At 72.9% G+C, this 25,723-nt stretch carries 27 protein-coding genes and 4 pseudogenes; 19 read left to right on the top strand and 12 right to left on the bottom strand.

The features are described from left to right. Positions 1 to 1,245, top strand: a pseudogene (locus JM949_RS16765) (aldehyde dehydrogenase family protein); the annotation flags it as partial. A gap of 70 nt (positions 1,246 to 1,315) precedes the next feature. On the opposite strand, the gene JM949_RS16760 reads toward JM949_RS16765, so the two are convergent. After that, positions 1,316 to 1,717, bottom strand: coding sequence for a ChaB family protein (locus JM949_RS16760; protein WP_203120655.1), 402 nt, complete (start codon positions 1,715 to 1,717; stop codon positions 1,316 to 1,318). Between the two features lie 177 nt (positions 1,718 to 1,894). Between JM949_RS16760 and JM949_RS16755 the strand changes: the two genes are divergently transcribed. From JM949_RS16755 to JM949_RS16740, 4 genes are all read left to right on the top strand, one after another. Then, positions 1,895 to 2,881 carry a YihY/virulence factor BrkB family protein gene (locus tag JM949_RS16755; protein WP_203149385.1) on the top strand — a complete coding sequence of 329 codons (987 nt, stop codon included), beginning with the start codon at positions 1,895 to 1,897 and terminating at the stop codon, positions 2,879 to 2,881. A 100-nt stretch (positions 2,882 to 2,981) separates the two neighbouring features. Beyond that, complete coding sequence (locus JM949_RS16750; RefSeq protein WP_203149384.1) at positions 2,982 to 3,398, top strand: DUF2795 domain-containing protein; 417 nt, start codon at positions 2,982 to 2,984, stop codon at positions 3,396 to 3,398. Positions 3,399 to 3,450: 52 nt separating this feature from the next. Next, positions 3,451 to 3,912: an SRPBCC family protein gene (locus tag JM949_RS16745; protein ID WP_203149383.1), complete on the top strand. Its 462-nt coding sequence runs from the start codon at positions 3,451 to 3,453 to the stop codon at positions 3,910 to 3,912. Positions 3,913 to 4,008: 96 nt separating this feature from the next. Continuing rightward, entirely contained in the window at positions 4,009 to 4,269 is a 261-nt protein-coding gene (locus tag JM949_RS16740; protein ID WP_203149382.1) for a hypothetical protein, read from the top strand. On the opposite strand, the gene JM949_RS16735 is transcribed toward JM949_RS16740, so the two are convergent. Beyond that, entirely contained in the window at positions 4,227 to 5,507 is a 1,281-nt protein-coding gene (locus JM949_RS16735) for an MFS transporter (protein ID WP_203149381.1), read from the bottom strand. The genes JM949_RS16740 and JM949_RS16735 overlap by 43 nt on opposite strands. A gap of 241 nt (positions 5,508 to 5,748) precedes the next feature. Between JM949_RS16735 and JM949_RS38590 the strand changes: the two genes are divergently transcribed. Further along, positions 5,749 to 5,874: a hypothetical protein gene (locus JM949_RS38590; protein ID WP_255545607.1), complete on the top strand. Its 126-nt coding sequence runs from the start codon at positions 5,749 to 5,751 to the stop codon at positions 5,872 to 5,874. On the opposite strand, the gene JM949_RS16725 is transcribed toward JM949_RS38590, so the two are convergent. Beyond that, the gene (locus JM949_RS16725; RefSeq protein ID WP_203149380.1) at positions 5,871 to 6,320 is read right to left on the bottom strand and encodes a hypothetical protein; all 450 of its coding nucleotides are present in this window, start codon (positions 6,318 to 6,320) and stop codon (positions 5,871 to 5,873) included. The genes JM949_RS38590 and JM949_RS16725 overlap by 4 nt on opposite strands. A gap of 163 nt (positions 6,321 to 6,483) precedes the next feature. On the opposite strand from JM949_RS16725, the gene JM949_RS16720 reads away from it, so the two are divergent. Beyond that, on the top strand, positions 6,484 to 6,837 hold the full coding sequence (locus JM949_RS16720; RefSeq protein WP_203149379.1) for a DUF6401 family natural product biosynthesis protein: 354 nt from the start codon (positions 6,484 to 6,486) through the stop codon (positions 6,835 to 6,837). A gap of 68 nt (positions 6,838 to 6,905) precedes the next feature. Here JM949_RS16720 and JM949_RS16715 read toward each other — a convergent pair whose 3' ends face one another. After that, the gene (locus JM949_RS16715; RefSeq protein ID WP_203149378.1) at positions 6,906 to 7,715 is read right to left on the bottom strand and encodes a mechanosensitive ion channel family protein; all 810 of its coding nucleotides are present in this window, start codon (positions 7,713 to 7,715) and stop codon (positions 6,906 to 6,908) included. A 200-nt stretch (positions 7,716 to 7,915) separates the two neighbouring features. On the opposite strand from JM949_RS16715, the pseudogene JM949_RS16710 reads away from it, so the two are divergent. From JM949_RS16710 to JM949_RS37185, 4 genes and pseudogenes are all read left to right on the top strand, one after another. Beyond that, a pseudogene (locus JM949_RS16710) lies at positions 7,916 to 10,053 on the top strand (SpoIIE family protein phosphatase). 29 nt (positions 10,054 to 10,082) lie between these two features. Next, the gene (locus tag JM949_RS16705; RefSeq protein ID WP_203149377.1) at positions 10,083 to 10,760 is read left to right on the top strand and encodes an HAD family hydrolase; all 678 of its coding nucleotides are present in this window, start codon (positions 10,083 to 10,085) and stop codon (positions 10,758 to 10,760) included. 53 nt (positions 10,761 to 10,813) lie between these two features. After that, positions 10,814 to 11,839, top strand: a pseudogene (locus JM949_RS16700) (cation:proton antiporter domain-containing protein); the annotation flags it as partial. A gap of 80 nt (positions 11,840 to 11,919) precedes the next feature. After that, a complete protein-coding gene (locus JM949_RS37185) occupies positions 11,920 to 12,162 on the top strand; it encodes a hypothetical protein (protein ID WP_238433305.1) in 243 nt (80 codons plus the stop codon). A gap of 9 nt (positions 12,163 to 12,171) precedes the next feature. Here JM949_RS37185 and JM949_RS16695 read toward each other — a convergent pair whose 3' ends face one another. Then, positions 12,172 to 13,110: an NAD(P)/FAD-dependent oxidoreductase gene (locus JM949_RS16695; protein WP_203149386.1), complete on the bottom strand. Its 939-nt coding sequence runs from the start codon at positions 13,108 to 13,110 to the stop codon at positions 12,172 to 12,174. Positions 13,111 to 13,219: 109 nt separating this feature from the next. Between JM949_RS16695 and JM949_RS16690 the strand changes: the two genes are divergently transcribed. Continuing rightward, positions 13,220 to 13,432: a DUF3072 domain-containing protein gene (locus JM949_RS16690; protein WP_203149376.1), complete on the top strand. Its 213-nt coding sequence runs from the start codon at positions 13,220 to 13,222 to the stop codon at positions 13,430 to 13,432. 31 nt (positions 13,433 to 13,463) lie between these two features. Here JM949_RS16690 and JM949_RS16685 read toward each other — a convergent pair whose 3' ends face one another. Together JM949_RS16685 and JM949_RS16680 are read right to left on the bottom strand one after the other, a co-directional pair. Continuing rightward, on the bottom strand, positions 13,464 to 13,964 hold the full coding sequence (locus JM949_RS16685; protein WP_203149375.1) for a metallophosphoesterase family protein: 501 nt from the start codon (positions 13,962 to 13,964) through the stop codon (positions 13,464 to 13,466). A gap of 53 nt (positions 13,965 to 14,017) precedes the next feature. After that, positions 14,018 to 15,901, bottom strand: a complete 1,884-nt coding sequence (locus JM949_RS16680; protein WP_309232188.1) for a glycoside hydrolase family 15 protein — start codon at positions 15,899 to 15,901, stop codon at positions 14,018 to 14,020. Between the two features lie 65 nt (positions 15,902 to 15,966). On the opposite strand from JM949_RS16680, the gene JM949_RS16675 reads away from it, so the two are divergent. After that, positions 15,967 to 16,554 (top strand): general stress protein, encoded by a 588-nt coding sequence (locus JM949_RS16675; protein ID WP_203149373.1) that lies wholly within the window; start codon positions 15,967 to 15,969, stop codon positions 16,552 to 16,554. A gap of 43 nt (positions 16,555 to 16,597) precedes the next feature. Here the strand turns inward: JM949_RS16675 and JM949_RS16670 are convergent, their stop codons facing one another. After that, positions 16,598 to 17,185 (bottom strand): DUF1684 domain-containing protein, encoded by a 588-nt coding sequence (locus JM949_RS16670; RefSeq protein WP_203149372.1) that lies wholly within the window; start codon positions 17,183 to 17,185, stop codon positions 16,598 to 16,600. Positions 17,186 to 17,218: 33 nt separating this feature from the next. Beyond that, on the bottom strand, positions 17,219 to 17,788 hold the full coding sequence (locus JM949_RS16665) for a TetR/AcrR family transcriptional regulator (RefSeq protein WP_203149371.1): 570 nt from the start codon (positions 17,786 to 17,788) through the stop codon (positions 17,219 to 17,221). A gap of 48 nt (positions 17,789 to 17,836) precedes the next feature. Here JM949_RS16665 and JM949_RS16660 point away from each other — a divergent pair, with 48 nt between their 5' ends. Then, positions 17,837 to 18,325 (top strand): FBP domain-containing protein, encoded by a 489-nt coding sequence (locus tag JM949_RS16660; protein ID WP_203149370.1) that lies wholly within the window; start codon positions 17,837 to 17,839, stop codon positions 18,323 to 18,325. A 12-nt stretch (positions 18,326 to 18,337) separates the two neighbouring features. On the opposite strand, the gene JM949_RS16655 is transcribed toward JM949_RS16660, so the two are convergent. Next, the gene (locus tag JM949_RS16655; RefSeq protein WP_203149369.1) at positions 18,338 to 18,871 is read right to left on the bottom strand and encodes a GNAT family N-acetyltransferase; all 534 of its coding nucleotides are present in this window, start codon (positions 18,869 to 18,871) and stop codon (positions 18,338 to 18,340) included. A 158-nt stretch (positions 18,872 to 19,029) separates the two neighbouring features. Between JM949_RS16655 and JM949_RS16650 the strand changes: the two genes are divergently transcribed. After that, on the top strand, positions 19,030 to 19,512 hold the full coding sequence (locus tag JM949_RS16650) for a MarR family winged helix-turn-helix transcriptional regulator (protein WP_203149368.1): 483 nt from the start codon (positions 19,030 to 19,032) through the stop codon (positions 19,510 to 19,512). 9 nt (positions 19,513 to 19,521) lie between these two features. Then, on the top strand, positions 19,522 to 20,508 hold the full coding sequence (locus tag JM949_RS16645) for a pirin family protein (protein WP_203149367.1): 987 nt from the start codon (positions 19,522 to 19,524) through the stop codon (positions 20,506 to 20,508). A 64-nt stretch (positions 20,509 to 20,572) separates the two neighbouring features. On the opposite strand, the gene JM949_RS38585 is transcribed toward JM949_RS16645, so the two are convergent. Beyond that, positions 20,573 to 20,701 carry a hypothetical protein gene (locus tag JM949_RS38585; RefSeq protein WP_255545605.1) on the bottom strand — a complete coding sequence of 43 codons (129 nt, stop codon included), beginning with the start codon at positions 20,699 to 20,701 and terminating at the stop codon, positions 20,573 to 20,575. A gap of 134 nt (positions 20,702 to 20,835) precedes the next feature. Here JM949_RS38585 and JM949_RS16640 point away from each other — a divergent pair, with 134 nt between their 5' ends. Next, complete coding sequence (locus JM949_RS16640; protein WP_203149366.1) at positions 20,836 to 22,425, top strand: phospholipase D family protein; 1,590 nt, start codon at positions 20,836 to 20,838, stop codon at positions 22,423 to 22,425. On the opposite strand, the gene JM949_RS16635 is transcribed toward JM949_RS16640, so the two are convergent. Further along, entirely contained in the window at positions 22,374 to 23,123 is a 750-nt protein-coding gene (locus JM949_RS16635; protein WP_203149365.1) for an acetoacetate decarboxylase family protein, read from the bottom strand. The genes JM949_RS16640 and JM949_RS16635 overlap by 52 nt on opposite strands. A gap of 375 nt (positions 23,124 to 23,498) precedes the next feature. On the opposite strand from JM949_RS16635, the gene JM949_RS16630 reads away from it, so the two are divergent. Together JM949_RS16630 and JM949_RS16625 are read left to right on the top strand one after the other, a co-directional pair. Continuing rightward, entirely contained in the window at positions 23,499 to 24,323 is an 825-nt protein-coding gene (locus tag JM949_RS16630; RefSeq protein WP_203149364.1) for a SigB/SigF/SigG family RNA polymerase sigma factor, read from the top strand. Positions 24,324 to 24,463: 140 nt separating this feature from the next. Then, positions 24,464 to 25,723: pseudogene (locus JM949_RS16625) on the top strand (helicase-related protein); the annotation flags it as partial.

The raw sequence follows: 25,723 nt of genomic DNA, 5'->3' as shown, positions 1-25,723 counted from the left end.
GCCGAGCGGGCGGCGGCGCTGCACCGGGCCGCGGACGCGGTGGCGGCGGCCACCGAGGAGTTGGCGGCGGCGGTCACCGCCGAGATGGGCAAGCCGTTGGCGGACGCCCGCGGCGGCGTCGAGGCGGGCATCAGCACCCTGCGACAGTACGCGGAGCTGGCTCCGCTGCGCGGCGGACGGACGCTGAACGGCTCGGCGGAAGCGCTGGACTTCCTGACCCCGCAGCCACGCGGTGTGGTGGCCGCGATCACCCCGTGGAACGACCCGGTGGCGGTCTCCTGCGGGCTGCTCGGCGCGGCAGTGGTCACCGGAAACGTGGTGCTGTACAAGCCGAGCGAACGGACCCCCGCGACGGGTTGGCTGCTGGCCCGGGCGCTGGACCAGGCCCTGCCGGCCGGGGTGCTGTCGCTACTCACCGGCGGCCGGAGGTCGGTGCGGCACTGGCCGCGCAGGACGTCGACGTGGTGGCCCACGTGGGCGCCACCGCCACCGGCCGGGCGATCGCCGCCGCGGCGGCCCGCACGGCGCGAAGGTGCTCCTGGAAAACGGCGGCAGCGACCCGTTGATCGTCGACGCCGGCGTGACCCGCGGTGGGCGGCGGAGCAGGCCGCGCTCGGCGCGTTCGCCAACGCCGGGCAGATCTGCGTGGCGGTGGAGCGGATCTACGCGCACCGGGACGTGGCCGAGGACTTCGTGGCCGCGCTGGTCCGGCGGGCCGAGGCGCTGCGGGTCGGGCCGGGTCGGGACCCGGGCACCGAACTGGGCCCGCTGGTCGATCGGCGACACCGGGACCACGTGCACGGGCAGGTGGCGGCGGCGGCGGCGGACGGCGCGCGGGTGCGGGTGGGCGGCGAGGTGCCGGCCGGGCCGGGGGCGTTCTACCCGGCCACCGTGGTCACCGACTGCCGCCACGACATGCCCCTGGTGCGGGAGGAGACGTTCGGGCCGGTCGCTCCGGTGGTGGTGGTCGACTCGTTCGAGGAGGCGCTGCGCTGCGCGGCGGACTCACCGTACGGGCTGGCGGCCACCGTGTTGACCGGGTCGATGAGTCACGCGCAGCGGGCCTGGCGGGAGCTGCCGGTGGGCACCGTCAAGGTCAACGCGGTGTTCGGGGGCGCGCCGGGCGGCGCCGCGCACCCGCGCCGCGCCAGCGGGCAGGGCTTCGGGTACGGCCCGGAGCTGCTGGACGAGTTCACCGCCACGAAGGCGGTGCACATCGAGGCGCCGGGTGGCGGGCACTGGTGAGGCGAACAGCACGGGCGGACGCAGGGGTGGTGCGTCCGCCCGTACCGCGTCGGGCTGCGCCGCGCGGCGGTCAGTCGCCGCGGGCCTTGCGGGTGGCGCGGTCGTTGGCCTTCTCGATCGCCGTGACCAGCTCCGGCTTGGTCATGCTGGACCGGCCGGGCACGTCGAGTTTGCGGGCCACCGACATCAGGTGGTCCTTGGTGGCGTTGGCGTCCACCCCACCAGCGGTGGGTGCCCGTCGTTCCGGCCCGCCACCGGCGGCCTGCTGGTCGCTGGGGCCCTTGCGGCCCTTCGGCTCCCAGTGGTCGCCCACCTTCTCGAACTCGTGCTTCACCGCGGCGAAGGCGGTGCGGTGCGACCGCTCCCCCTCGCCGTAGGTCTCGACCGCCGAGTCGTGCGTCTTCTCCCAGGTGCGCTGCGCCTTATCCGGAGAGCGCCGCAGCGTGCTGGGCAGGTCCTCGCGCCCGGGCATCTCGTCCTCCTCCGTGTCGACAGGGTCACAGTGACCGTTCCCGCGTGACGCGGCGGCAAACCATAGTGGCGGCGGCCGGGCAGTGGGTGGGTTTGTCGATTTCTCCATCCGGGTACCGCCGCGTCCAGGCCAGACCGGACGACCGGTCATCCGGCGGCCGGGGCGCAGGGAGCGGGCATGACGACCACGGAGCCGGGTACGACGCTCGACGGCACACCGGGCGCCGGGGTTCCCCGGCGGATGCGGCAACTGAGCTGGCGGACCTGGCGCGGGGTGCTGGTGCGCAGCGTGCAGGGCTTCGTCAACGACAACTGCTCCGACTGGGCTGCCGCGCTGACCTACTACGGCGTGCTGGCGCTCTTTCCGTCCGCCATCGTGGTGGTGGCGCTGGTCGGTCTGGTCTCCGACGGAGAGCGGACCCTGGACACGGTGGTCGACCTGGCCAACCAGGTGGGCGCCGGGTCGGTGTTGACAGACGACAAGGGCGGCGTGGTCGGGGCAATCCGGACCGTGGTGCTCGACCAGAGCAACCCCAAGCTGCTGCTGAGCTTCGGCCTGCTCGGCGCGCTGTGGTCCGCGTCGGGCTTCATCGGCGCGTTCACCAGGGCCTCGAACGCCGTCTACGGGGTGACCGAGGGCCGGCCGGTCTGGAAGCTCCGGCCGTTGCAGATCGGCCTGGCGGCGATCTCGCTGGTGCTGCTCGCGGTGGTCGCCCTCGCGTTGATCGTCAGCGGGCCGGTCACCGATGCGGTCGGCGACCTGGTCAACGCCGGCGGCCTGGCCCGCACGACCTGGAGCGTGGCGAAGTGGCCGGTGCTCGCCCTGATCATGATGGTGCTGCTGTCCCTGCTGTTCTGGATCGCGCCGAACGTGCGGCAACCCCGCTTCCGCTGGCTCACCCCGGGCGGCGCGGTGGCCCTGGTCTCCTGGGCGGCGGCCTCCTTCGGCTTCGGCCTCTACGTGGCCAACTTCGGCTCGTACAACACCACCTACGGCAGCCTGGGAGCGGCCATCGCGTTCCTGGTCTGGCTCTACCTGTCCAACTCGGCGCTGATGCTGGGCGTGCAGATCAACGCCCAGGTGCAGCGCGGGCGGCGGTTGCAGGCCGGCGACCCGGACCCGGCGGAGCCGGTGCTTCCGCCGCGCCGGCCCGCCGACGACTGACCGCCGATTCCCGGCCGGATGTCCGGTCCGGGGCCGGGGCGAGCCGGTCAGTGGCCCCGGTGCCGGTTTGCCGGGCGGGGTGCCGGGTAGCGCAGAAGGCATGGAGCGTGGCAACAGCAAGCACGGACCGAGAATCGACGAACAGATGAGTCAGGAGGTCAGCGGCCTCGTGCAGGGGCCGGGGACCGGTGGCTCTCGGGTCGACGAGTCGCGGGTGCCGGAACCGGCCGGTGAGGACCAGCCGGAGACGACCACCGCTCCGGCGGGCGATCTGCGCACCGGCACTCCGCAGGGGATGAGCTCCACTGACGTCGAGCAGCGCAGCCGGTTGGGCCGGTTCATCTCGATGAGCGCGCTGCCGGGCGATCGTCTGGTGCTCGTTGCCAGCGCCCGCGAGAACGAGGCGCCGGACGACATCGTGGCGGCGCTGGAACGGCTGCCCGAGGGCACCGTCTACCAGACGGTGTCCGAGGTGTGGGCCGCCCTCGGCAACAAGAACGAGACAACTCGCTGGTGAGAAGGGTCGCCCCCGATCCGGCAATCCGCCAGCGGCTGAAGGAGGTTTCCCGATGAGTGGCGTTACCGAACATGTCGACGTTTCCGTGCCGGTCCGCACCGCGTACGACCAGTGGACGCAGTTCGAGGAGTTCCCCGAGTTCATGGAGGGCGTGCAGGAGGTCCGCCAGCTCTCCGACACGATGACCCACTGGACGGTGGACATCGCCGGGGTGAAGCGCGAGTTCGACGCCGAGATCACCGAACAGCTTCCCGACGAGCGGGTCGCCTGGCGCTCGACCGACGGCACCCAGCAGGCCGGCGTGGTGACCTTCCACCGGCTGGACGCGGAGAAGACCCGGATCACCCTGCAGCTCGAGTTCGAACCGCACGGGGTGGTCGAGCAGGCCGGCGACAAGCTCGGCATCGTCGACCGGCGCGCCAAGGGCGACCTGGAGCGGTTCAAGACCTTCATCGAGCGGCGCGGTCAGGAGACCGGCGCCTGGCGCGGCGCGGTGGACCGTCCGCAGCCCTGACCCCAGCACAGCGACATCCGATGGCCGCCGGAGTTTCCGGCGGCATCGTGCGGTGCGGCGTCGTTTGCGGTCAACGGGCCCGGGTACGGCTGTTGCATGACCGATGACAACAGAGTGTGGCGGGACGAGGAACGGCTGCCGCTGGAGGAGTTGGAGCGCGCCGTGTCGGGTTCCAGCCTCGATGGGCAGGCCGACGACGTGACCGGCAACGACGCCGGCGAGGAGGCCGCGTTCGGGCACGGTCCGGCGGCGACGGACCGCGAGGGGCGGGCCCAGCGCGGCAACAGCCGGCAGGCCACCGACCCGCAGCGCGCCTACCGCCCGTCCACCACCGGCCGGACCGGGCCGGACGTCTGACCCCGCGCGCCGGGCTGGGCTGGCACCGGCTGGGTGGCCGGCCCTGCCGTGGGGCGGCGGGCTCCCCACTCGTACAGCAGGATCAGGGCCAGCGCGAGCGCCAGCAGGGCCGAGCCCAGCACCTGCACCGAGGTGTTACCGATCAGCACGCCCAGTCCGGCCGGGACGAGCGCGGCGCCGATGCCCGCGGCGCCGATCTGCAGCCCGATGGCGCGGTCGGCGTGCGCCGCGCCGACCCGTTCGGCGGTGGTGAGCGTGAGCAGCGGGAACACCGGCGCGGCGGCGAAGCCGACCACCACCAGGCCGAACACCGCCAGGGCGGCCGGCCCGGGAACGGCGATCAGCGCCGCGCCGACGGCCATCCCGGCCAGGCTGACCCGCAACACCAGCCCCGCCCCCAGGCGCTCGGCCACCACACCCTGCACCACCCGGCCGACGAAGAGACTCCCCCAGTACGCGGAGACGCAGCCGCCGGCGACCGCCGCGCTCAGCCCGCGTCCCTCGGTCAGCAGCAGGAACGCCCACAGGCCGGCGGACACCTCGATGGCCACGTACAGCGCGAAGGCGAGCGTCCCGGACCAGACCGCCGGCAGCCGCAACGTGGCCCCGACCGGCACCCGGACCACCGGGGCCGTCCCGCCGGCGGTGTCCGCGTCGGTGCTGGTCGGTACGCCTCGTTGCCAGGCCCGCACGGTGAGTGCGAACGCGGTGGCGAGGACGAGCTGGGCGGCGGCCACGATGCCGTACCCCCAGCGCCAGGCCAGCCCGGCGCTGAGCACCCCGGTCATGATCAGCGGGCCGATCGCCACGCCCAGGCCGAAGAAGGCGTGCATCCAGTTCATGTGGCGCGCCCCGAAGGCCCCGGCGGCGTACGCGTTGAGCCCGGAGTCGATGGCGCCGGAGCCGAGCCCGAGCAGCAGCGCACAGCCCACCAGCACTGCCAACGCCGGGCTCATCGAGTAGCCGGTCAGCGCCAGGCTGGCCAGCACTGTGCTGCCGGCGAGCAGGGCACCCACACCGATCCGGGCCAACGTGAAGCCGGCCAGCACACTGGAGGTGAGATAGCCGACGGTGCCGGTGGTGAGCACCCAACCGACCGCCTCGGTCGGCACGCCGAAGTCGTTGCGGATCGAGGGCCAGCCGACGCCGATCAGGCCGTCGGGTAGGCCGAGACTGACGAACGCGAGATAGGCCAGCAGGAGCAGCGAGGCGCGGGGGCGCGCGGGCGGGGTGGACACGGATCACCATCCTGCCGCAGGGGCACTCTAGCGGCGTCGGCACCCGATCTCGCGCCGCGCGAAGAAGTCGTGTCCGGACGGTCGAGAAAACGGACAGCTCATCCAGAATCGGCCGATCGGAGGACGGCAATCCGGCTGGTTCGCGTAAGAATTTCGGGATGCATCAAGGCTCCGGAATCCTCTCGGCGCGTCAGCGCGGCTCGCCTGGCTCGGCTTCCTGCTCGCCGCCCTGCAGGCGCCCGTGTCCGCCTGGCTCGTCAGCGACGACTCGTGGCTGTTCAGCCTCTGCGTCGCGCTGATGGTGGCCACCGTGATCATCGCCGACGACGCCGCGCGGCGACGCCCGGCCAACGCGACAGGCGACTAACCCTCCTCGTCCGGCCGGGCCTCGTGCCCCGGCCGCCCCCGGGTACGGCGGCGTTCCTTCATCTCCGCCTCGTAGAGGTGCCGGCGTCCACCCACCAACTCGTCGCGGGCCTGCTGGTCCAGCTCCCGGAACAGCGCGTGGTAGCCGTCGTCGAAGTCCTCGACGATCTGGAAGGTCCACCGTCCGGCGATCACGTTGCGGCCTACCAGCTCCGTCTCGATCCGGTCGGCGAGCGGTCCGTGCCCGGCGTCGCGGAGCTGTCGCACCGCGTCGTCGAGCATCAGGTCGGCGTGCCCGATCAGCTGGTGCATCGAGTACAGGTGCCCCCGGGCCCGCTCCGCGCACTCCAGTGCCTCGCTGAGCTTGCCGAGCGCGGCGACCGTCGCGTCGCTGACCCCGTCCGGCCGCCGGTGCCGCTGGTCCGGTCCGTCCGCCTGCTGTCCCATCCGTGCCTCCGTGCCGTGTGCCGCCATCCGCGGGTGGTTCTCCTGCTGCCCCGTCTGTGCCGGATCAACCCTCAGGGTCAGCGGCGATCACCCCAGTGGCGCGGCCGACATCCGCCGAGCGGCCGAGGTCGACCCGGTCACCGGTCGGTTAGCCTCGGTCACCATGCGTGTGCCGTTCAGCCGGGTCGCCTCCCGTACCGCCGTCGACTCGGCGCGGTCCACCCTGGCCGCTCTCACCGTCTCCATCGGCACGGCCGGGCTCGCCGCCGCCGCCGCGCGTCCGGGGCTGCTGGCCCGGATCGACCAGCACGCGGCCGCCGTACGGGACAGCCTCGACGGGGACCGTCGGCCGCTGACCAGCGCCGCGTTGGCCGGCTACGCCGAGGGGGTGCGCGCCGCCGCGGTGGAGCACGGGTGGGTGCCGCCAGCCGGGCCGGTGGACTGGGACAGCCCGGAGTGGCCGCTCACCCGGTTGCTCGCGGTCTGCGCGCTGGCCCGCTCACTCGATCGGGACTGACACCCGCGAGGAGGGCGCCCCGCGTGGTACGCGGAGCACCCTCCCACTCGCCGTGCCGGCAGATCCCGCTACGAGCGGTACTGCTGGGCCTCGTCCACGCGGGGCATGGCCTGGGTGCGGTCGCCGCCACGGTCGGCCATCTGCCGCTCCACGTCACCACGCCCGGCCGACGCGGCCTGACGCTGCTGCTGCACCGCCCGGGCCTCCTCGGCGGCCCGACGCAGCCAACCGTCCCAGCGGTTCTGCATCGGCTTCACCAGACCACCGCCGACCCCGACGATCAGGATGCCGGCCACCGTGGCGAGCACCGCGATCAGCACCGGGGTGGTCACCGTGGTGGCGATACCCACCTGGTTCAGCGCGGCGATCACGCCGAGGGCGATGATGAAGATCGCCGTCAGGTCGGCCAGGACCTTGCCGTACGAGAGCCCTCCCAGCGCCCCGGTGACCAGATCCCGGACGGCGTTGGCGATCGCGGCCGCGATCACCACGATGACGATCGCGATGAACGCTCGCGGCAGCCAGGAAACCACGCCACTGATCAGGTCACTGATCGCGTTGGGCCCCCAGACTCCGAAGGCGAACTGCAAGGTGAACAGCAGTACGGCGTAATACGCCAGTCTGGCCAGGATGTCGCTGGCGTCGTACTTCGTTCTCTCCAGGGCCCGTTTGATCCCGCCACGTTCGACCGCCTGGTCGAAGTGCACCCGTTCGAGCACCGTATCCACGATCTTGAGGACGGCTCTGGCGATGAGCCAGCCGACCACGAGGATGACGATGAAGGCCACTGCCTTCGGGATGAAGAGCAGCACCGACCTCCAGGTGTCGGCGATGGCATCGCCGATGTCGGCCTGCCGGACCGCGAGGGTCTTCAGCATGATGTCCCTCCTGTCGCATGGAAGTGCGCCGGGCGCATACCCGGCAACCGGTCCGGCAGTCCGCGCAGCGTGTGGCGTTTTTTTCCGACAGACCCCCGGACAGGGGCCGTGAACTGCCCGAACGGCCGTGGCGACGACCGCGGCGACGGCCCGCCGCCGTGGTCGGATGCCTTTTCCGGTCGGCCGACTAGGCTGCGGACATGCCAGGAACGGTCGGGCGAGTCCCCACGCCAGCAACTCCGGGCCCGGGCGCACCCACCCGGTCCGGCACGACCGCTGCCGTGCTCGGCCACGACTGGGCGAGCACCCCGCTGGGCCCACCGGAGGCCTGGGACACGGCGCTCCGGGCGGTGATCGAGCTGATCCTCGCCTCGCCCATGCCGATGGCCCTGGCGTACGGCGACGACCTCGTCCTGCTCTACAACGCCGGCTACGCCGAGTTGCTGGGCACCAAACACCCGGGGGCCCTGGGCCGCCCGGCCGCCGAGGTGTTCGCGGACATCTGGGCGCTGCCGGGTGTCGGTGCGGTGATCGAGCGCAGCTACCGGCAGGGCGTGCCGTTCCTGGAGAAGGAGTCCACCCTGCCGCTGGTCCGTGGGCACTCCGCGACAGTGCAGCAGGCAGTCTTCACCCGGGGCCACTCCCCGGTGCGCGACAGCGCCGGGCAGATCGTGGGCGTGTTGACGGTCGCGGCCGAGACCACCCACGTCACCGAGCAGTTGCAGAGCCTCAGCGAGGTGGCCGCAGCGCTCGCCGGCACGCTCACCCTCGACGACGTGGCCCGGGTGGCGCTGCGGTACGCGATCACCACGTTCGACCCCGACCAGGCCTCGTTCGCGGTCGACGAGGGCGGCGGCGGCTGGCGGATGGTGCGCCGGGTGCGGGGCGAGCTGCTGGACGAGGCCGACGAGCGACTCCCGCCACTCTGGCGGCGGGCGGCGACGGACTGGCCGGCGCCAGTGGTGCAGGCGGCCCGCTCCAGTGGCCCGTCGTTCGTCCGGGACGGGCAGCCGCTGCGGGACACCGCGGTGGACCGCCACGACCAGAAGATCCGGGCCATGGCCGCCCTCCCCCTGGGCACCTCGGTCGTCCGTGGTGGCCTGGCGGTCGGCTACCAGGCCCCGCACACCTGGTCGCCGGCCGAGCGGGCGCTGCTGGCCGCCTCGGCCGAGCTGATCGGCCAGGCCGCGGAGCGGGCCCGCCGGTTCGAGACCCAGCACGGCACCGCCCAACTGTTGCAACGCAGCATGTTGCCCGAGCACCTGCCGGACCTGCCCCGGCTGCGGCTCGCGGCCCGCTACGACCCGGGCGTGGACGGCAACGCGGCCGGGGGCGACTTCTATGACGCGTTCCTGCTGCCCAACGGCGCGCTCGGGGTGGTGCTGGGCGACGTCGCCGGGCACGACGTGCAGGCCGCCGCGCGGATGGGGCAGGTCCGGGCCGCGCTCCGCGCGCTGGCCCTGGCCGACCCGGCGCCGGACGCGGTGCTGGCCGGCCTGGACCGGCTGGTGACCAGCCTCGGCGCGGAGGCCGGCACCCACGAACTCTTCGTCACCGTGGCGTTCGGGGTGATCGACGCGGAGCGGCGGGAGCTGACAGTGGCCAGCGCGGGCCATCCCGCGCCGCTGATCCGACGCGGCGACCCGGGAGGTCGGCCACACGCCGAGTACGTCGACGTGCCGGCCGGCCCGCCACTCGGTCTGGGCGGCCGGCCGGGCACCACGACTGTCGAGTTCCGCCCCGGTGACACCCTGCTGCTGTTCAGCGACGGGGTGGTGGAACGTCGCCGGCAGAGCCTGACCGCCGGGCTGGCCACCCTCGGCGAGGCCGTCGCCAAGGCCGGCAGCGGCGACCCCCGCGCGCTGTGCGCGGTGGCCACGGCGGCGATCCCGGGCGGCACGGAGGACGACGTGGCCGTGCTGGCGGTCGAGCACGCCCTGATGCCGAGTCGTTCGGCGAGCATGGAGGTGCCCGCGGAGCCGACCGCGCCGAGCCGGGTCCGGCACTGGCTGACCGGGCAGCTCACCGAGTGGCAGGTGGCCGAGTCGGTGATCGGGGCGGCGGTGCTCTGCACCAGCGAGCTGACCACCAACGCGTTGCTGCACGCCGGCACCGCCGCCCGGGTGGAGATCGACCTCAGCCCCGAGCGGCTGCTGGTCTCGGTCGCCGATTCCGGCACCCGGGGCACCGTGACGCGGCCCGCACCGACACGTTGAGCAGTCGTGGACGCGGTCTCGGCCTGATCGAGGAGCTCAGCGACGCCTGGGGCACCGACCCGTCGGTGCGCGGCTCCACGGTCTGGTTCGAGATCCTCACTCCCCGGACCGAGCACCCCTAAAGACCGCTCAGGAGGGTAGGAGGACGCCCATGCGTACTGACAGTCCCGCAGGGGTCCTCTTCGACGTCGACGGCACGCTGGTCGACACCACCTACCTGCACACGGTGAGTTGGTGGGAGGCGTTACGCCAGACCGACCAGCCGGTGCCGATGGCGACCGTGCACCGATCGATCGGGATGGGGTCGGACAAACTCCTGGACCACCTGCTCGGCCCGGAGCGGAACCGCGACGACGACCCGAAGCTGCGCGACGCGCACGACACCCTGTACGCGGAGTACTGGGAACGCCTCACGCCGCTGCCCCGGGCGGCGGACCTGCTGCGTGCCTGCGCCGAGCGTGGGCTGCGCATCGTGCTCGCCACCTCCGCCTCGGAACCGGAGGTCGGTGCCCTGCGGCGGGCCCTGGCCGCCGACGACGTGATCGACACGGTCACCTCCTCGGCGGACGCCGAGCAGAGCAAGCCGGCACCGGACATCCTGGTCGCCGCCCTGGAGCAGTCCGGGTTGGCCGCCGAGCGGGTGGTCTTCGTCGGTGACTCGGTCTGGGATGTGGTGGCGGCCGGCAGGCTGAACATTCCGTGCGTGGGGCTGACCTGCGGTGGCACCAGCCGCGGCGAGCTGGCCGGCGCCGGTGCGGTGGCGGTGTACGACGACCCGGCCGCGCTGTTGGACGAGTTGGCGGACTCACCGCTCACCCGGCCCCGGTGAGGCTCACTCCGGTTCCGCGACGCGGACGCGCATAGCCGGGGGCCGCTCGGGGCATGGTCTCTCACCACCTGCCCCGCGCCTCGCGGGTGCGGCGGAAGGGTGGTGCCGTGGAGCCGGTAGATGTGGCGTTCGCACTGGTGGGCCTGGGTGCCCTGCTCGCGGGCATCCTGCCCCGCGTGCTGGAGCGACGCCCGCTGTCCATGCCGATCGCCTTCCTCGTCCTCGGCATGCTGGTCTTCCTGCTGCCGGTCGGGCTGCCGACCCCGGACCCGCTCGCCCACCCGGAGCTGACCACCCACCTCACCGAGATCGGCGTGATCGTCGCGCTGATGGGCGCCGGACTCAAGATCGACCGGCCGTTGAGTTGGCGCCGGTGGTCGTCCACCTGGCGGCTGCTGGCGATCGCGATGCCGCTGTGCATCGCGGCGGTGGCAGTGCTCGGCTGGTGGTGGGCGGGGCTGGTGCCGGCCGCCGCGTTGTTGTTGGGCGCCGCGCTGGCCCCGACCGACCCGGTGCTCGCCGCCGACGTGCAGGTCGGCGAACCGACCGACGTGGAGGACTCCGAGGACGAGGTCCGCTTCGCGTTGACCTCCGAGGCCGGCCTCAACGACGGGCTGGCGTTCCCGTTCGTCTACGCCGCCATCGCCATCGCCTCGACCAGCCTCGCCCCGGGCGACTGGTTGGCCGAGTGGTTGACCGTGGACGTGCTCTGGAAGGTGAGCGTCGGCGTCGGCGGTGGCCTGCTCATCGGCTGGCTGCTCGGCAAGTTGTTCTTCCGCGCGCCCAGCGAGCTGCGGCTGGCCCGGCACGCCGAGGGCTTCCTGGCGCTGGCCGCCACGTTCCTGGCGTACGGGCTGGTGGAGGTGGTCGGCGGCTACGGATTCCTGGCGGTGTTCGTGGCCGCCCGGGCCATCCGGGCGGCCGAGCGGACCCACGAGTTCCACTCGGTGCTGCACGACTTCGCCGAGCAGGTCGAACGGCTACTCACCCTGGTGCTGTTGCTGCTGCTCGGCGGCGCGATCGTGGGTGGTCTGCTGGTCCCGCTGACCTGGCCGGCCGCCGGCGTCGGGCTGGCGCTGGTGTTCCTGGTTCGGCCGCTGACCGGCTGGTTGTCGCTGCGCGGCGCCCCGGGACGGCGGCCGAGCACTGGGTCATCTCGTTGTTCGGCATCCGCGGCGTCGGCTCGTTCTACTACCTCGCGTACGCCACGACGAAGGCGGACTTCCCGCAGGCCGAGCTGCTCTGGGCGACCGTCGGTCTGGTGGTGCTCGTCTCCGTCGTGGTGCACGGCATCACGGCGACCCCGGTCATGCAACTGCTGGACCGGGCGGGTGAGCGGACCTCCGACCCGGCGGAGCGGGACGCCGACGCGCAACCCGTCGCGGCGGCCGGGCACGCCTGAGCGCGGGGTTCAGGCCAGCCGGGCGGCCAGCGCCCGGCCCAGGTCCCGGCCGGAGCGCCAGGCGCTCTGCACCCTGGGCTCACCGAACGCGTCGCCGGCCAGGCCGATCCCGTCGGCGTCGAGGTGGTGGGTGGGGCCGGTGGGGTCGCCGGACGGCTTCGCGTACGTCCAGCGGTGCACGTGCGTGTCGACGGCCTGCTCGGGCAGGCCCAGCAGGTCCCGGACGGCCTGCTCGATCGCCGGCCCGGCCCCGGTCGGCTGCGCCAGGTGCCCGGCGGCGAACTCCGGCACGGTGTGCGCGACAAGCACCGGCGCGCCGTCACCGCGCCGGTCGCCGTCGTCGCAGACCAGGCTGAGGATCGGGTGGTCGTTGACGAACGCGCCCCGGAAGTCCGGCCAGCGTCGGGTCGGGAAGCGCAGCACCGCGGCCAGCGACGGCGACCAGCGCTGCGCCTGCACGACCCGGGTGGCGTCGGTCAGCGCCGGGTCGAGCAGCAGGGCGGCCTGCGGGCCCGGCATGGCCAGGACGGCCGCCGCACACGGTTCACCGTCCACCACGGGTCCGGGCTCGACGACCAGCACCAGCCGGTCGACGGTCACCGGCACCGCGCCGGCCAGGTGTTCGACCAACGAGCGCAGCCCACCAGGGGCGGCGAAGCGCATCGGCCCGGGGACCTCCCGGCGCCCGGCGCGGTCGTACGCCTGGAAGGTGTCGGTCCACTCGCGGACCAGCCCGGCGGCGCGCCACTGCTCGACCAGCGCCGCGAAGTCCGGATCCCGGGCGGTGAAGTACGCCGCGCCGATGTCCGCCGGCCGACCCTGGAAGCGCTTGCTGGCCATCCGGCCACCGCTGACGTGCCCCCGCTCCCGCACCCGCACCGGCACCCCGGCCCGGGTCAACTCGACCGCACAGCTCACCCCGGCGATGCCTGCCCCGATCACCACCACGCCCGACCGGTCCACGCTCATCCGGTGATCGTAGGGGGCGGCGGCCGGCAGGCATGAACGGCGCGGGATCGGGGTACTGGCACACCTGTTCGAAGAAAGGGTGATGGCCATGACGGACCACAGCAACGAGCAGACCGACCCGAGCGCGATCAAGGACCCGGACGAGTGGGTCACCGGCGACGAGCCGCCCACTGCGGCCCAGGAGTCCTACCTGGCCACTCTCGCCCGGGAAGCCAACGCCGAGCTGCCCGACGACCTGACCAAGGCCGAGGCGTCCAAGCGCATCGACGAACTTCAGGCGGAGACGGGCCGAGGCCGGTAACCCGGCACCCGCACCCGCGCAGCGCCGGTAGTCACCGGCGGGGTAGCCGGTGCAGCTCCACCTCGACCAGGCGACCGGCGCGGATGTCGGCGGTCAGGTAGGTGGCGTGGGGTTGCGAGCGGCGGTCGGTGGGCGAGCCGGGGTTGAGCAGGCGCAGCCCGCCGGGCGCCTCGGTGTCCCAAGGGATGTGCGAGTGCCCGAAGACCAGCAGGTCGACGTCGGGAAAGCGGGCCGCGCACCGCTTCTCCCGACCGGTCCGTGGCCCGGTCTCGTGCACCACGGCGACCCGCAGGCCGTCCAGCTCGACCCGGGCCACCTCGGGTAGCCGGGCGCGCAGCGCCGGGCCGTCGTTGTTGCCGTACACCCCGACCAGGCGGCGCGACCGGGCGGTGACGGCGTCGAGCAGGCTCTCGTCCACCCAGTCGCCGGCGTGCACCACCACGTCGGCCTCCTCGATGGCCGACCAGAGGGGCCCGGGCAGGTCCCGGGCCCGCTTCGGCAGGTGGGTGTCCGCCGTGAGCACCAGACGCATGCCGGCATTGTCCCCCGAGCCACGGCCCTTCGCGGTGTCAGCGGACGGGTGGCTCACTGACGCGTCGGGCTGAAGTGCGCCGGGGGCATGCCCAGGCCGCGCAGCGCCGGGTCGCGCTCGACGTCGGTCAGCACACCCGCGGCGTTGATCAGGCCGATGTGGGAGAACGCCTGCGGAAAGTTGCCCATCTGCTCCCCGGTCAGCGGGTCGATCTGCTCGGCGAACAGTCCGAGGTCGTTGACCCGCTCCGCCAGCCCCCGGAACAGCTCGTGCGCCCGCTCCCGCTCACCGGCCAGCGCCAGGCAGCACACCAGCCAGAACGAGCAGATGAGAAACCCCGCCGGGTCGCCCTCCCAGCGCCGCAGCAGGCCGTCGTGCGACAGCTGTCGCTCCACCGCACGGATCGTCGACCGCATCCGCGGGTCGTCGGCCCGGACGAACCCCACCAACGGCATGACCAGCACGGACGCGTCCAGGTCGGCCGAATCGAAACTCCCGGTGTACGTCTGGAGCCGGTCGTTCCACCCGCGCTTGAGCACGGCCGCGCGCACCTCGTCGCGAGCGGTCGTCCAGCGGGCCACGTCCTGCGGCTCGCCGAGCCGGTCACCGAACCGGACCGCCCGGTCCAGCGCCACCCAGCACTGCACCTTCGAGGAGACGTGGTGGTGTTGGACCCCACGCTCCTCCCACATGCCCGCGTCGGGCAGCTTCCAGTCCCGCTCGGCCTGGTCGGCGAGCAGCCGGAGGACGTGACGCACCTCCGTGCCGAGCGGCTCCAGCTTGTCGCGCATCAACCAGGCGGCGTCCATCGCCTCGCCGAAGATGTCGGTCTGCCGCTGTTGCCAGGCGTCGTTGCCGATCACCACCGGCGGGCTGTCGCGGTAACCGCCGAGCTGCTCCAGGTGGTGCTCGGTCAGGTCGCGCTCCCCCAGCACCCCGTACATGATCGGCACCGGCTTGTCGTCGACCCGGCCCATCGCCCGCCCCAACCAGGCGAACTGCCGCTGCACCTCGGCCAGGCAGGCCGAGCGCCACAACGCGCGCAGGGTGAGGCTGAAGTCGCGCACCCAGACGTAGCGGTAGTCGTAGTTCCGGTCCCCGCCGAACTCTTCGGGCAGGGACGTGGTCACCGAGGCCACCACCGCGCCACTGGGTCCGTACGTCATGCCCTGCACCACCAGCCGGCTGCGACGCACCTGTTCGGCGTAGAGCCCCTGGTAGTCGTGCTCCCCGGCCCAGGACCGCCACCCGGCCACGGTGTCGGCGATGGTCCGGTCGGCGTCCGGCACCTCCGGCAGCGAGGCGTCGTAGGTCGGGGCGTACCCGAGGGCGAAGTTGTGTGTCGTGCCGGCGCGGGCGGTGAACGTCGCGGCGGCCTCGCCGTCGCCGGGGGTCATCCGCACGCTGGCGCGCAGGGTGAGCCGGGCGGCGCCGGCGATGGCCTCCAGCATGTCGTCCCGCTCGATCAGGTACGCGATGGTGCGGCCGTACTCGAAGCGCGGCCGGTAGTGCACCCGCATGGGTACCGCCCCGGAGAGTCCCCGCACCGAGCGGACCAGCACCTGCGGCGAGTGCACCCCGATGTCGTGGCCACGCGCGCCGGGCTCGAGCGCGAGCGCGTCGGTCAGCGCCACCTCCCCCTGCGCGGTGCGGAAGACCGTCCGCAGCACCAGGGTGTCGTCGAGGTAGCGGCGTTCGACGGTGTAGTCGCCCGCCGGCCGGATCGACCAGTGCCCGGCGCCGTCGTCGAGCAGGCGTCCGAACACCGACGGGGCGTCGAACCGGCCCGGGCACCACCAGTTCACCGAGCCGGTGTGGTCCACCAGCGCCGCGCTGCGCCCGTCGGCGAGGAAGCCGTAGTCGCTGATCTGTCCGCTCTGCACCGGACTGCCTACCCAGGCCGATCGGAGCCAATCCCCGCCGGGTGCGGCACTCACCGTGTCGGCTGGCGTTACCGCCCGGCGTGGGCGGGAACGCGGTGAGCTGACGAGGGAGGATGCTCATGACGTCAGCTTCGGGGCCGACCGCCGGGTGGCGGTCCGGCACACAGGGTGGCGACCTGCTTCCGTCCGGGCCGGCCGGGCGCCTGTCGGCGCCGGCCGGTGACGGCCACGGGCCGGAGACCGGGCCGCCCACCGTGACGATCGGCTCGTACCCGGACTATCCGGCCGCGCAGCGGGTCGTCGACTATCTGGCCGACAACCGCTTCCCGGTGGAGCACAGCGCCATCGTCGGCACCAACCTCACCCTGGTGGAGACGGTGCTCGGGCGGATGACCACCGGGCGCGCCGGCCTGCTCGGCGCCGGCACCGGCGCCTGGTTCGGCCTCTTCATCGGCCTGCTGTTCGGCATCTTCACCGTCGGCAACTGGCTGGCGGTGATCCTGGTCGGGCTGGTCATCGGTGCGATCTGGGGTGCCGTGTTCGGCGCGGTCGCGCACGCGATGACCGGCGGGCAGCGCGACTTCACCTCAGCCAGCTCGCTGCGGGCCGGCCAGTACGCGGTGATCGTCGACGCCCAGCTCGCCGACCAGGCCCGACAGCTGCTCGGCCGGATGCCGCTGCCCGGCTCGGCCGCGAACGCCCACTGAGCGACGATCGACGGCCGCCCCGGCAGCACGCCGGGGCGGCCGGTCAGTCGTGGTATGCCAGCTCACCGGCGCGCAGCGGCACGTCGACCCGGTTCTCCGGAGGCGCCAACGGGCAGGCCCAGCGGTCGTCGTAGGCGCAGCTCGGGTTGTAGAGGTAGTTGGCGTCCAGCCGGACCCGGTCGCCGGGCAGCAGCTCGACACCCCGGCCGAAGGTGCCCTTCACGGTGTCGGTGAGGTACCGGCCGCCCCCGTAGCTCTCCGGCCCGCAGGTGCCGTCGCGCAGCGGAACGAACAACCCTCCCCCGTACGCCTCGATCCACCACAGCGTCAGCGGCCCCCACGGCGTCTCGGCCACCGCCACCCGCCGGTAGGCGACCACTCCGTCCGGGCCGCCCGTGTCGATGCGCAGCTCACCGCTGGCAGCGCGCAGGGGCGCCTCGACCACCGCCTCGGGATTGGGCGGGAAGTAGCGCACCCCGGTGAAGCCGGGCCGATCCGCTGGCGGGACCGGGCTCTGCGGGTGGGTGGCGAACAGCTCGTCGCGGCCGGCGCGGAAGCCGGCCAGGTCGACGTCGGACAGGTACAGCCGGGCCACCCGCTCCCGCCAGTCGGCCAGCTCCAGATCATCCACGCCACCGAGCCTATGTCGTCGCCGGCTGGCGCCTCAGCGTGGCGGCCAGTTGCTGAGGACGGCGTCGAGGGCGTCCAGGGTGCGGGCCCACGAGTCGTCGGTGGCGCGGGGGGTGTGCCGGAAGCCGCCGGTCCGCTCCAGGCTGACGAACCCGTGGAAGGTGCTGTGCATCATCCGTACCGCGTCGGTCTGGTCGGGCTCGGCGAGCCGGTAGCCGCGCAGGATCGCCCGGGTCATCTCGGCGTGCCGGACGCCGGCGCTCGCGGCGGCCGTCTCCGGATCGAGGTCGATCTGCATCGCGGCGTAGCGGCCCGGGTGCGCTCTCGCGTAGTCCCGGTACGCGTTCGCGAAGGCCACCAACGCGTCCTTGCCGGCCCGACCGGCGAGCGCGCCGGCGACCCGGTCGGCCAGCTCCGCCAGCGCCAGCAGGGCGATCCGGACCCGTAGCTCCTGCGCGTTCCTGAGGTGGAAGTACAGACTCGCGTCCTTCACCCCGAACTGGCGGGCCAGCGCGGCGACTGTGACGTTCTCCACGCCCACCTCGTCGGCCAGCTCGGCCGCGGCCAGCGTCAGGCGCTCGACGGTTACCCCGGCACGTGCCATCCACCACACTCCCTTAGTCTCTTGCCTAGGAGGACTAGGCTACTACCTATGTTAGTCGCAACTGAGTCCACCATCCGCGCCTCCTTCGTCAACCTGACCCAGGGCGAGTCGAAGCGGCTGGCCGTACCGAACGATCTGGGCCTGCGACAGTGGGACGATCTCGACTTCCTCGGCTGGCGGGATCCGGCCGCGCCACAGCGGGCCTACCTGGTCGCCGAGACCGCCGACGGGTTGGTCGGGGTGGCGCTCCGGGTCGCGCCACAGCAGGCCGGGCGGGTGCGACGCAGCATGTGCTCGCTCTGCCTGACCACCCACACCGGCGACGGCGTCGCGCTGATGACCGCCCGCAAGGCCGGCCCCGGTGGGCGACAGGGCAACTCGGTGGGCGTCTACGCCTGCTCCGATCTGGCCTGCTCGCTCTACCTGCGGGGCCGGAAGCACGCCGGGCCGCGGATGCACGAGACCCTGACGCTGGCGGAGAAGATCGATCGCACCACCAGCGCGCTCACCGCGTTCCTCCGCAGGGTCACCGAGTGATTTCGAGGGCAGCTAGCGGTCGCTGGCCAGCCGGGCGTGCAGGTGCTCGTCGTAGCGGCGGCCGTCGCCGTACCGGTACGACTCGCGCAACGTCCCCTCGGCCGGGTAGCCGGCCCGGTCGGCGACCCGGCAGGACGCCGGGTTGGCCACGGCGTGACACAGCTCCACCCGGTGCAGCCCGAGGTCCGCGAACGCCCACTCGGTGAGCCGGACGACGGCGCGCACCGCCACGTGACGTCCGCGCGCCGCCGGCGCCGTCCAGTAGCCGATGGAGGCGTCGCCGTGCCGGATGTGGTGCAGCGACACCGAACCCAGCAGGTCACCGTCGGCCGCCGAGGTCACCGCCAGCGAGGCGTGGTCCCCGGCGGACCAGTCGGCGCGGCGGCGCACCCAGAGCAGCGCCACCTCGTCGTCGATCGGGCCGTCACCCTGCGGGTTCCACTGGGCGATGGCCGGGTCACGAAGAGCGTCGCGCACCGCCGGAGCGTCCTCGTCCCGCCAGGGGCGCAGCACCAGGTCGGCGACGGCGAGCTGCAGATGTTCCACGAGGGCGCAGTCTGGCACATTCCACCGCTGCCACGCGCCCGGATTAGTGGCGACTTCCTTCAAAGCTGCACGAGCCGGCCGACCCGACAGCGAAAAGGTGACCGGGACAACGGTGAACCGCACTAGTTAAATTTTTAAGGAGTGCTATCGTCATCGGCATGACCGAGAGCCTGGGCAGCACGAGAGAGGCCGCCTGGCGGGCCTACATCGAGGCCAGCCAGCGTCTCTACACCCAGCTGGAAGAGGACCTGCGGGCCGACAGCGACCTCAGCTTCGCCGACTACCACGTGCTCGTCCTGCTCTCCGAGGCTCCCGGGCAACGGCTGCGGATGGGCGAGCTGGCCGGTCGGCTGATCTTCTCCCCCAGCCGCCTCACCTACCAGGTCTCCTCGATGCAGCGGCGGGGCCTGGTCAGCAAGGAGCCCTGCCCGGACGACCGACGCGGCAGCGAGGCGGTGCTCACCGCCGCCGGGCTGCTCGTCCTGCGGGAAGCCGCACCCCACCATCTGGCGTCGGTGCGTACCCACCTGATGGACGACCTCGACGACGCCGAGGTCGCCTGCCTCACCCGGGTCTTCGACCGGCTCGGCGAGCGCCTGCGGGCCTCGCGGGCCGACTCGACCACCCCCACCACCCGTTAGGAGCCTCCGATGCCCGCGATCACCGTTGACAACGTTCTCGTGCTGCCCCGCCTGCCCCGGCTCGACGAGAGCACCGCGTTCCGCCCGGTCCGCACCGTGACCACCGCGCCCAGCGGGTTCGAGGGCGAGGGCTTCCCGGTGCGTCGCGCCTTCGCCGGGGTCTCGACCACCGACCTGGACCCGTTCATCCACCTCGACCAGATGGGCGAGGTCGACTACGCGCCCGGCGAGCCCAAGGGCACGCCGTGGCACCCGCACCGCGGCTTCGAGACGGTCACGTACATCATCGACGGCGTCTTCGACCACCAGGACTCGCACGGCGGTGGCGGCACCATCACCGACGGCGACACCCAGTGGATGACGGCGGGCAGCGGTCTGCTGCACATCGAGGCGCCACCGGAGCACCTGGTGGTGAGCGGCGGGCTCTTCCACGGCACCCAGCTCTGGGTCAACCTGCCCCGCTCGGCCAAGATGAACCCGCCCCGCTACCAGGACATCCGGGGTCGCGAGTCGGCGCTGCTCAGCACGCCCGACGGCGGCGCGCTGATCCGGGTCATCGCCGGCGAGGTCGCCGGGCACCGCGGCCCGGGTTCGACCTTCACCCCGATCACCATCACGCACGTCACCGTGCAGCCGGGGGCGCAGGTCGACCTGCCGTGGCGGCCCGATTTCAACGCCCTGGTCTACGTGCTGGGCGGTCGCGGCACGGTCGGCGTCGAGCGCCGGCCGGTGCGCACCGGCCAGCTCGCCGTGCACGGCCCGGGTGACGCGCTGCGGTTCGGCGCCGACCCCGCGCAGGACAGCAACACCCCCGCGCTGGACCTCTACATCATGGGTGGACAGCCCATCCGGGAGCCGGTGGCACAGTACGGCCCGTTCGTGATGAACACCCGCGACGAGCTGCTCCAGGCGTTCGAGGACTTCCAGGCCGGCCGCCTCGGCGTGATCCCCACCGAGCGGCTGCCGCACACCGGCGGCCAGGGCGCACGGCCCTGACCTCGGTCACGAGCTGAGCACGCTGCCGGCGCCTCCGGCTCACCCCGGGGGCGTCGGCAGCGCCTCAGGAGACCGCGAAAATCCCGGCGACACCCAGAATCACCATCAGCAACACCGCTACCAGCGCACCCCGTTCGCTCTCCACCGCCGGCTCGCGGTACTCGGTCACGGGATTCGTCGTGTCGCGGGGCATGGTGTGGCCTCCTCGGCTGTTGTCGCGTCGCTGGCGATGGCGTCGGCCAGGTCACCGGTCTGCCGGCCTGGCGTGCGGACCCGCGTCCGGGGTCCTACCGTGAGGACGTTGCCGACCTCCAGGGGGGCTGGACGGTGCCGTTGCAGGACTGGTTTCTCACCGCGGAGGAACGCGCCAACCCGGTATCTGGGATACCCGTCTGGAGCACGGGAAACCTCGCCGAGCCGTTGATTCACGGTGCCGCGTACTTCGACCGGCTGGTCGACGAGGTGGCGGCGCTGGGCGCCGGTGACCACCTGTTCTTCACCGACTGGCGGGGTGACCCGGACCAGCGCCTGCGCTCGGACGGCCCGACGGTGGCCCAACTGTTCGCCCAGGCCGCCCAGCGGGGTGTCGTGGTCAAGGGCCTGATCTGGCGCTCCCACCTCGACGTGCTGGCGTACAGCGAGGCGGAGAACCGCGATCTCAGCGAGGCGGTCTCCGCGGCCGGTGGCGAGGTGCTGCTCGACCAACGGGTCCGGCGCGGCGGATCACACCACCAGAAACTCGTGGTGCTGCGGCACCTGGGCGCGCCGGAGCGGGACGTCGCCTTCGCCGGCGGGATCGACCTGTGCCACAGCCGCCGCGACGACGCCGCCCACCACGGTGACCCGCAGCCGGTGCAGATGTCCCAGCGGTACGGACCCAACCCGCCCTGGCACGACGTGCAGCTCGCGGTGCGGGGCCCGGTGGTCGGCGCGTTGGACACCCTGTTCCGGGAGCGCTGGACCGACCCGATGCCGCTGGACTCGGAGAACCCGGTGGCCTACCTGCGGGACCGGTTGCGCGGTTCGGATCTGCGCCCCGACCCGCTGCCCACGCAACCGCCCGATCCGCCACCCTGCGGTCCGCACCAGATCCAGGTGCTGCGCACCTATCCCGCCGTCCGCCCCCGGTACTCGTTCGCGCCGGACGGGGAGCGGACCGTGGCCCGGGGTTACACCAAGGCGGTGCACCGCGCCCGCCGGCTGATCTACCTGGAGGACCAGTACCTGTGGTCGGCTGAGGTGGCCGACCTCTTCGCGCACGCGCTGCGGGACAACCCGGACCTGCACCTGGTCGCCGTGGTGCCCCGCCACCCGGACGTGGACGGCAGGCTGGCGCTGCCGCCGAACATGGTCGGCCGCGAGCAGGCGCTGGCGCTGTGTGAACGGGCCGCGCCGGACCGGGTGCACGTGTTCGACGTGGAGAACCACGCCGGCAACCCGGTCTACGTGCACGCCAAGGTGTGTGTGGTCGACGACGTCTGGGCCAGCGTGGGCAGCGACAACTTCAACCGCCGCTCCTGGACGCACGACAGCGAGTTGTCCTGCGCGGTGCTCGACGACACCCGCGATCAGCGGGAGCCCGTTGATCCGGCCGGGCTGGGCGACGGCGCCCGGGCCTTCGCCCGGGACCTGCGGCTGCGGCTCTGGCGCGAGCACTTGGACCGAGACCCGGACGGCGCGGACGACGCCGACCTGCTGGACCCGGCGGACGCGGTCGCGGCGATCACCGCCGCCGCCGACGCGCTGCAGCGCTGGTACGACGACGGTCAGGTGGGTGAGCGGCCACCTGGCCGGCTGCGCCCACACCGCCCCGAACGGCTGCCGTGGTACACCCGGGCCTGGGCGTTGCCGGTGTACCGCCTGGTCTACGACCCGGACGGCAGGCCGCTGCGGGCCAGACTCGCCGGCACCTGGTAAGCCGATCGGGCCGGCTCCGGCGGCGCGACCGGATGCACGCTCAGCCCACCGGGGTAGGCGAACGAGGAGCGCGGTGAGTAGTAGCCGAAACCGATGGTCAGCGGGTTGGCCGGTCGGAGCGCGTACATCGGGTGGCCGGGCCGGAGGAACTCCACCGACTCGATCTCGAACGGGCTGACCGGCTCGGCGACGAAGGGGTACGCCGAGCTGAGGAGTTGGCCGTCACGGCGGGTGAAGTAGCGGTGGTGCCCGCTGCTGATCACGTGCCCGGTCTCCCCCACCCGACACCGTGCCCTGATCAACGGCGTGCCGTCGATCTCCGTCTGGGACAGCAGGTCCTCGCCGGTCACCTCGATCCGGGTCCGGCCGGCGAGCACCGGGGCACCGCGCGCGACGGCGTACTCCCGGACCAGCCGACTGGAGGCCACGTAGTGGGTCCACCAGCCGCCCGGGTTGAGGCCACCGGGAGCGTCGACGCCCAACAGCGACACCCCGAGGTAGGTCAGCGAGTACGCCCCGAAGCCGGAGGTCTGCGTCTCGTCGTCGACGACGTACTGGTTGAGGAAGACCTGGCGGTCGGGTCGGGGGGAGAGCCCTGGCGGGACGAGCGCGGCGACCGCGTCGGGATCCGCCGGCAGCCAGCTGAAGTAGAGGGTGCGACTGTTCACGACGAGCTGGGGAGCGGCTGGATCGAGCACGGTGCCTCCGAACCGGATGTGTACACGCGACGCTACGGCCGGTCCCGCCAGCGGGACAACGACGGATAGGCGACAGTCCTGCCGTGATGTCGGGTTTCATGTTGACCGCTCGATCCGGGCCGGGCACCGACCGGGTCTGGCCGGCTGGACGACCGGTCAGCCGGTGGTGACCGGAAATCGGGTACGGCTCCTCACAGCCACTCCAACTTCCGTGCGGTTTGTCCAATTCGTTATCGAACACACCTTAAGTACATCAACCTTTCGGCTAGATTTCCGGGAGCCGATCAGGTTAAGGTGACTCCCGAACGGCCCATTGGAAGCTAAACCAAAGCGTCACGTCTTTTTGTCAGCGGACGAGGTGCAGGGAGGACCACCATGACCGCGCCAACGATCACCGAGCAGTCGAGTCCGGCCGTCAAGGCCAGCACCAAGCTCGACCCGCGCGCTCTCACCGACAGCGCCGCCGACCTACTCAACGCCATGGCCGCGCTGCCGGCCAACCACCCGTCGCGCGCCGCGCTGCGGGACCGGGCGATCGAGGCCTGGCTGCCGCTGGCCAACCACCTGGCGCACCGCTACAGCGGGCGCGGCGAGCCGAACGACGACCTGGCCCAGACCGCGGCGATCGGCCTGATCAAGGCGATCGACAAGTTCGACCCCTCGCGCGGTGTCGACTTCGCCGGTTACGCGATCCCCACCATCATCGGTGAGCTCAAGCGGCACTTCCGGGACCGCACCTGGGACATCCGGGTGCCCCGCCGGTTGCAGGAGCTGCGGCTGGCCATCTCCGACGCCAACAGCTCGCTGCTGCAGACCCTCGGCCGTTCGCCGACGGTCGCCGACATCGCCGCCCACCTCAAGCTCACCGAGGAAGAGGTGCTGGAGGGCCTGGAGGGCGCCCGCGCGTACAACGCCGTGTCGCTGTCCACCCCGACCGGTGACGGCGAGCGCGCCACCGAGCTGGGCGACATGCTCGGCGGCGAGGACACCGAGTTCGAGCTGGCGGAGCTGCGGGTCGCCCTCGGCCCGGCGCTGGCCACCCTGGACGAGCGCGAGCAGAAGATCCTCACGCTGCGCTTCTACGGCAACCTGACCCAGTCGCAGATCGCCGACCAGATCGGTGTCTCGCAGATGCACGTCTCGCGGCTGTTGACCCGGGCACTGACCAAGCTGCGCGGTCAGCTCGACGGCACGTACTGAGCAGTTCACGACAGCGGGACCGGGTCGGCTGACCCGGCCCCGCTGTCGTCGCTGCCCTGTCACGCCGGCGTGACAGGGCGTACCTGTGGAGTCGCCTCGACCCGGCCCGGGCCGGCAGCGCGCCGGTGCGAGACTGGGCCGTGCTCTCCGACGTGACCCTCGACCTGCCGGTACGCCCGGTGCTGCCGGCGCTGCTCGCGGCACTCGACGCGGCCGGCGCCGGAGTCCTGGTGGCCCCGCCGGGCACCGGAAAGACCACACTGGCGCCGCTGGCCGTGGCCGATCGGGTGACCGGTCGGGTGGTGATCGCCCAACCCCGGCGGGTGGCGGCCCGCGCCGCGGCCCGGCGGATGGCCGAGCTGCTCGGCGAACAGGTCGGCGAACGGGTCGGCTACGCGGTCCGTGGCGAACGCCGCGTCGGCCCGGCCACCCGGATCGAGGTGGTCACCACCGGCCTGCTGGTCCGACGGTTGCACCACGACCCGGAACTGCCCGGTACGGGTGCGGTGCTGCTCGACGAGTGCCACGAACGCCAACTCGACGCCGACCTCGCGCTGGCGTTCAGCGTGGAGGCGCGCGCCACCCTCCGGCCGGACCTGTGGCTGCTGGCGATGTCGGCGACCCCGGACACCGACCGGTTCGCCGCGCTGCTCGGCGGCCCCTCCCCGGCTCCGGTGGTGCGGGCCGACTCGGCGCTACACCCGGTGCGGCGGATCTGGGCGCCACCGGCACGCCCGATCGCCCCGCCCGGGGCGGGGCCGGTGGACCGGGCCCTGCTCGACCACGTGGCCGCCACGGTCCGGCGCGCGCTGCGCGAGCAGGACGGTGACGTGCTGGTCTTCCTGCCCGGGGCGGGCGAGATCGCGGCCGTCGCCGGCCGGCTGAGCGACCTGCGGGAGGCGGTGGCACTGCTGCCGCTGCACGGCCGGCAACGCGGCACCGAACAGGACGCCGCCCTGCGACGCGCCGACCGGCGGCGGGTCGTGCTGGCCACCGCGCTTGCCGAGACCAGCCTGACCGTCCCGGGCGTGCGGGTCGTGGTGGACGCCGGGCTGTCCCGGGTGCCCCGCATCGACCTGGCCCGTGGGCTCGGTGCGCTGGTCACCGTCCCGGTCTCCCGGGCCGCCGCGACCCAGCGGGCTGGTCGGGCCGGCCGGGAGGCCCCCGGGTACGTCTATCGGTGCTGGTCGGCGGCGACCCACGAACGGCTACCCGCCCGCGCCGAGCCGGAGATCGCCACCGCCGACCTGACCGGTTTCGCGTTGGAGTTGGCCGCCTGGGGCGACCGGACGCGTCGGGCTCGCGCTGCCGACGCGCCACCGACCGCCGCGATGACGGTGGCCGGGAGACCCTGCTGACCCTGGGCGCCGTCGACGCGGACGGTGGGATCACGGCGCGGG

It is taken from the genome of Micromonospora tarensis (genome assembly GCF_016803395.1).
Taxonomy (GTDB): Bacteria; Actinomycetota; Actinomycetes; order Mycobacteriales; family Micromonosporaceae; genus Micromonospora; species Micromonospora tarensis.
Note: the sequence above shows the minus strand (reverse complement) of the source record. Positions and strands in the feature narration are given on the sequence as shown.

Bases quoted from the DNA above. Each gene is read 5' to 3' on its own strand.
- JM949_RS16665 (WP_203149371.1), bottom strand. From the start codon at position 17,788: ATGGCACGTGCCGGGGTAACCGTCGAGCGCCTGACGCTGGCCGCGGCC.
- JM949_RS16705 (WP_203149377.1), top strand. From the start codon at position 10,083: ATGCGTACTGACAGTCCCGCAGGGGTCCTCTTCGACGTCGACGGCACG.
- JM949_RS16745 (WP_203149383.1), top strand. From the start codon at position 3,451: ATGAGTGGCGTTACCGAACATGTCGACGTTTCCGTGCCGGTCCGCACC.
- JM949_RS38585 (WP_255545605.1), bottom strand. From the start codon at position 20,701: ATGCCCCGCGACACGACGAATCCCGTGACCGAGTACCGCGAGCCGGCG.
- JM949_RS16690 (WP_203149376.1), top strand. From the start codon at position 13,220: ATGACGGACCACAGCAACGAGCAGACCGACCCGAGCGCGATCAAGGAC.
- JM949_RS16660 (WP_203149370.1), top strand. From the start codon at position 17,837: ATGTTAGTCGCAACTGAGTCCACCATCCGCGCCTCCTTCGTCAACCTG.
- JM949_RS16755 (WP_203149385.1), top strand. From the start codon at position 1,895: ATGACGACCACGGAGCCGGGTACGACGCTCGACGGCACACCGGGCGCC.
- JM949_RS16720 (WP_203149379.1), top strand. From the start codon at position 6,484: ATGCGTGTGCCGTTCAGCCGGGTCGCCTCCCGTACCGCCGTCGACTCG.
- JM949_RS16725 (WP_203149380.1), bottom strand. From the start codon at position 6,320: ATGGGACAGCAGGCGGACGGACCGGACCAGCGGCACCGGCGGCCGGAC.
- JM949_RS16630 (WP_203149364.1), top strand. From the start codon at position 23,499: ATGACCGCGCCAACGATCACCGAGCAGTCGAGTCCGGCCGTCAAGGCC.
- JM949_RS16760 (WP_203120655.1), bottom strand. From the start codon at position 1,717: ATGCCCGGGCGCGAGGACCTGCCCAGCACGCTGCGGCGCTCTCCGGAT.
- JM949_RS16645 (WP_203149367.1), top strand. From the start codon at position 19,522: ATGCCCGCGATCACCGTTGACAACGTTCTCGTGCTGCCCCGCCTGCCC.
- JM949_RS16740 (WP_203149382.1), top strand. From the start codon at position 4,009: ATGACCGATGACAACAGAGTGTGGCGGGACGAGGAACGGCTGCCGCTG.
- JM949_RS16685 (WP_203149375.1), bottom strand. From the start codon at position 13,964: ATGCGTCTGGTGCTCACGGCGGACACCCACCTGCCGAAGCGGGCCCGG.
- JM949_RS16715 (WP_203149378.1), bottom strand. From the start codon at position 7,715: ATGCTGAAGACCCTCGCGGTCCGGCAGGCCGACATCGGCGATGCCATC.
- JM949_RS16650 (WP_203149368.1), top strand. From the start codon at position 19,030: ATGACCGAGAGCCTGGGCAGCACGAGAGAGGCCGCCTGGCGGGCCTAC.
- JM949_RS16750 (WP_203149384.1), top strand. From the start codon at position 2,982: ATGGAGCGTGGCAACAGCAAGCACGGACCGAGAATCGACGAACAGATG.
- JM949_RS16675 (WP_203149373.1), top strand. From the start codon at position 15,967: ATGACGTCAGCTTCGGGGCCGACCGCCGGGTGGCGGTCCGGCACACAG.